The 3,554-nt window shown below is 73.2% G+C and carries 3 protein-coding genes; all 3 read left to right on the top strand.

The genetic code is table 11. The features are described from left to right. Positions 1 to 401: 401 nt before the first annotated feature. The 3 genes from ABT299_RS52400 (at position 402) to ABT299_RS52390 (ending at position 3,476) form a co-directional block, all read left to right on the top strand. Complete coding sequence (locus tag ABT299_RS52400) at positions 402 to 1,061, top strand: hypothetical protein (RefSeq protein ID WP_500255437.1); 660 nt, start codon at positions 402 to 404, stop codon at positions 1,059 to 1,061. A gap of 46 nt (positions 1,062 to 1,107) precedes the next feature. Then, positions 1,108 to 2,157, top strand: a complete 1,050-nt coding sequence (locus ABT299_RS52395; RefSeq protein WP_500255436.1) for a threonine aldolase family protein — start codon at positions 1,108 to 1,110, stop codon at positions 2,155 to 2,157. 125 nt (positions 2,158 to 2,282) lie between these two features. Then, entirely contained in the window at positions 2,283 to 3,476 is a 1,194-nt protein-coding gene (locus ABT299_RS52390) for a thiolase C-terminal domain-containing protein (RefSeq protein ID WP_500255435.1), read from the top strand. The last annotated feature ends 78 nt before the right edge of the window (positions 3,477 to 3,554 follow it).

Here is a 3,554-nt window from a genome sequence, read left to right as displayed (position 1 = left end):
CGTGCGCATTCCCCCCGGACGCGCTCGGGGCGGCGGGCCGGGCCCGTGCGCGCCGCTCCCGCGCATGAGGGGGGAATGGAGATCTATGCTCTGCCTGACGTGTCACCGGGTGCGCCCGGCGCTCGACCGGACGGACTACACCGCCGACCGTGCCCTGCTCATCGTCCGCCGCGGCCTGTGCGCGTGCGGCACCCCGCCGGCGCGCCCGGGACGCAGACGGCGGTCGGGCGGCGCGCCCGCCGAGGCGCCCGTGAGCGCGTCCGGGACCGCGCCGGGGGCCACGACCGTTCAAACCCCGGGAACCGGTCCGAAACCGGCGAACAACACCGGAAGTACACCTCCCGTTTCCCAGCGGTTCGCCTAGAGTTTAGAGAAACACTCGACAGCCCCTGGGGGGAGCCATGACCGTGATCCCGGGTCTCGTCCGCCGCGCCGCCACCGAGGCGGAGCACCGGCTGCGCGCCGGTGCCGGTCTGCTCGTCAGACTCGGCCGGGACCTGGAACGGTCGGCGGAACTGGAACGGTTCCTGCCCGCGCACGGGGAACGGGTGCGCCGCCTGGAGGATACCGTCCGGGAGCAGGACGCGGCGCTGCGCACCCGCGAGGAGGAGGTGCGCGGGCTGCGCGCCGAGCTGGACTCGCTGGTCGCGCAGCTGAACGACCGGCTGCTGCCGCGCATCGACGAGCGCATGGACGACACCGAGCGCGACCTGGCCGCGGTCGCCACCAGCCTGATCCGCACCGGCCGCGACACCGCCGGGCACGGCACCCGGATCGAGGCGGCCGAGCGGCGGATCGGCGACCTGCGCGCCAAGCTCTCGCAGCTGGAGCAGCGCGCGGGCCTGTGGCGGGACCTCCAGGCGACCATGGCGCGGCTCGGCGAGGACGTGGACGCGCTGCGCGCCCGGACGGCGCTGCGCGCGGCCGAGCCGCCCGCCGCCGAACCGGCGGTCGCGCCCGTCGCCCCGGTCGCCCCGGTCGTCACCGACCGCGTCACCGACCGGGTCGCCGACCGCGTCACCGATCGGGTCGTCGAACGGGTCACCGACCGGCCCGCCTGACCCGGGGGCCGGTGCCCGCGCCCGCGGCCTTCGGGACAATGGGGACATGACCTTCGCCATTCCCGATCCCAAGCGCGGCTTCGCCAGCGACAACCAGGCCAGCGTCCACCCCGACATCCTCGCCGCGCTGGCGGCGGTGAACGAGGGGCATCAGCCCGCCTACGGCGACGACGCCGTGACCGCGCGGCTGCGCGAGGTCGTGCGGGGGCACTTCGGCGCCGCGGCGGAGGTGTTCCCGGTGTTCAACGGGACGGGCGCGAACGTGGTGTCGCTGCAGGCGATGTCGAAGCCGTGGAGCGCGGTGGTGTGCCCGGAGTCGGCGCACATCAACACCGACGAGTGCGGCGCGTCCGAGAAGATCGCCGGACTGAAGCTGGTCACGGTGCCGGCGCCGGACGGGAAGCTGACGCCCGAACTGGTCGAGCGGTACGCGGCGGGGTTCGGCAACATCCAGCGCCGCCAGCCGTCCGCGGTGTCGATCACGCAGAGCACCGAGCTCGGCACCGTCTACACGCCCGAGGAGGTCGCGGCGGTCGCCGCCGCGGCGCACGAGCGGGGCCTCGGCGTGCACATGGACGGCGCCCGGATCGCCAACGCCGCCGCCGCGCTCGGGGTGCCGATGCGCGCGTTCACCACCGACGCGGGCGTGGACGTGCTGTCGTTCGGCGGCACCAAGAACGGGCTGCTGCTGGGCGAGGCGATCGTCGTGCTGAACCCCGACGCCGTCGAGGGGCTGGCGTTCCTGCGCAAGTCGAGCATGCAGCTGGCGTCGAAGATGCGGTACGTGTCGGCGCAGCTCGTCGCGCTGCTGGACGGCGACCTGTGGCTGCGCAACGCCGCGCACGCCAACGCGATGGCGCGGCGGCTGGCGGACGCGGCGGGCGCGCTGCCCGGCGTGGCGATCACCCAGGACGTGCAGGCGAACACGGTGTTCGCGATCGTGCCGAAGGACGCGGCGGAGCGGCTGCGCAAGCGGTTCGCGTTCTACACCTGGGACGAGCGGACGGGCGAGGTCCGCTGGGTGTGCTCGTTCGACACCACCGAGGACGACGTGGACGCCTTCGCGGCCGCGCTCGCGGAGGAGCTGGACGGCTGACCCGCGGGGCGTCCCGGCGGCCGGGCCGGGACGTCCCGATCATCGGGAGGCAAGCGAACGCTTCGTAGGTCCGGCGGGTTATCGTGGCCCCGAACTGGATTCGGTATCAGGAGGGCGAGCCCGAGATGACCAACCGCACCTTCGTCGTGGGCGTGGGCATGACCAAGTTCGAGAAGCCGGGCTCCCGCGACTGGGACTACCCCGACATGGCCAAGGAGGCCGTCGGCAACGCTCTGCAGGACGCCGGCCTCCCCTACGACAAGATCGAGATGGCGTACGCCGGCTCGATGTACGGGTCGATGGGGCAGCGCGCCCTCTACGAGACCGGCATGACCGGCATCCCGGTGATGACCGTCATGAACGCCTGCGCCACCGGGTCCAGCGCGCTGTTCCTGGCCCGCCAGGCCGTCCGCGGCGGGCTCGCCGACTGCGCGCTCGCGCTCGGCATGGAGAAGATGAAGAAGGGCTCGCTCGGCGCGGGCGTCGGCGAGTCCAAGGTCACCATCATCGACCACCACCTGCGGTCGATGACCGCGGGCCGCGAGTGGGAGCTGGACAAGGCGCCGATGCCGCAGATGTTCGGCAACGCCGGCCGCGAGCACATGGAGAAGTACGGCTCCACCCCCGAGCACTACGCGTGGATCGGCTGGAAGAACCACAAGCACTCGGTGAACAACCCGTACGCGCAGTTCCAGACCGAGTACTCGCTCGACGACGTCAGGAACGCCACGATGATCTTCGACCCGCTGACCAAGCTGCAGTGCTCCCCGACCTCCGACGGCGCCGCCGCCGCGGTCGTGGTCAGCGAGCGGTTCGTCGACGAGCACGACCTGTGGGACCAGGCCGTCGAGATCGCCGGCCACCACATCGCCACCGACACCCCCGAGAGCTTCGACGACCACTCCTCCATCCAGGTCGTCGGGTTCGGCGTCTCGCAGCGCGCCGCGAGGAAGGCGATGGACGAGGCGCAGGTGTCGATCGAGGACGTCGACGTCATCGAGCTGCACGACTGCTTCAGCGCCAACGAGCTGATCACCTACGAGGCGCTCGGCATGGCCGGGGTCGGCGAGGGCCACAAGCTGGTCGACGACCAGGCCACCACCTACGGCGGCACGTGGGTCGTCAACCCGTCCGGCGGCCTGATCTCCAAGGGCCACCCGCTGGGCGCGACGGGCCTCGCCCAGTGCGCGGAGCTGACCTGGCAGCTGCGCGGCAAGGCCGGCGACCGGCAGGTCGAGGGCGCCCGCGTCGCCCTGCAGCACAACATCGGCCTCGGCAGCGCCTGCGCCGTCGCCGTCTACAAGCCCGCGTCCGCCTGACCCGGCACGCCTACCGGGAGGGCCCCGCGCGCCGCCCCCCCCGGGGGCGCCCCCGCCCGCGGCCCCGCCCCCGGCCCG

It is taken from the genome of Spirillospora sp. NPDC000708 (genome assembly GCF_040299565.1).
Lineage (GTDB): Bacteria > Actinomycetota > Actinomycetes > Streptosporangiales > Streptosporangiaceae > Spirillospora.
This window is presented reverse-complemented; position numbering and strand designations above follow the sequence as displayed.

Excerpts from the sequence above, each read along its gene's own strand:
- ABT299_RS52400 (WP_500255437.1), top strand. The coding sequence starts at position 402 with ATGACCGTGATCCCGGGTCTCGTCCGCCGCGCCGCCACCGAGGCGGAG.
- ABT299_RS52395 (WP_500255436.1), top strand. The coding sequence starts at position 1,108 with ATGACCTTCGCCATTCCCGATCCCAAGCGCGGCTTCGCCAGCGACAAC.
- ABT299_RS52390 (WP_500255435.1), top strand. The coding sequence starts at position 2,283 with ATGACCAACCGCACCTTCGTCGTGGGCGTGGGCATGACCAAGTTCGAG.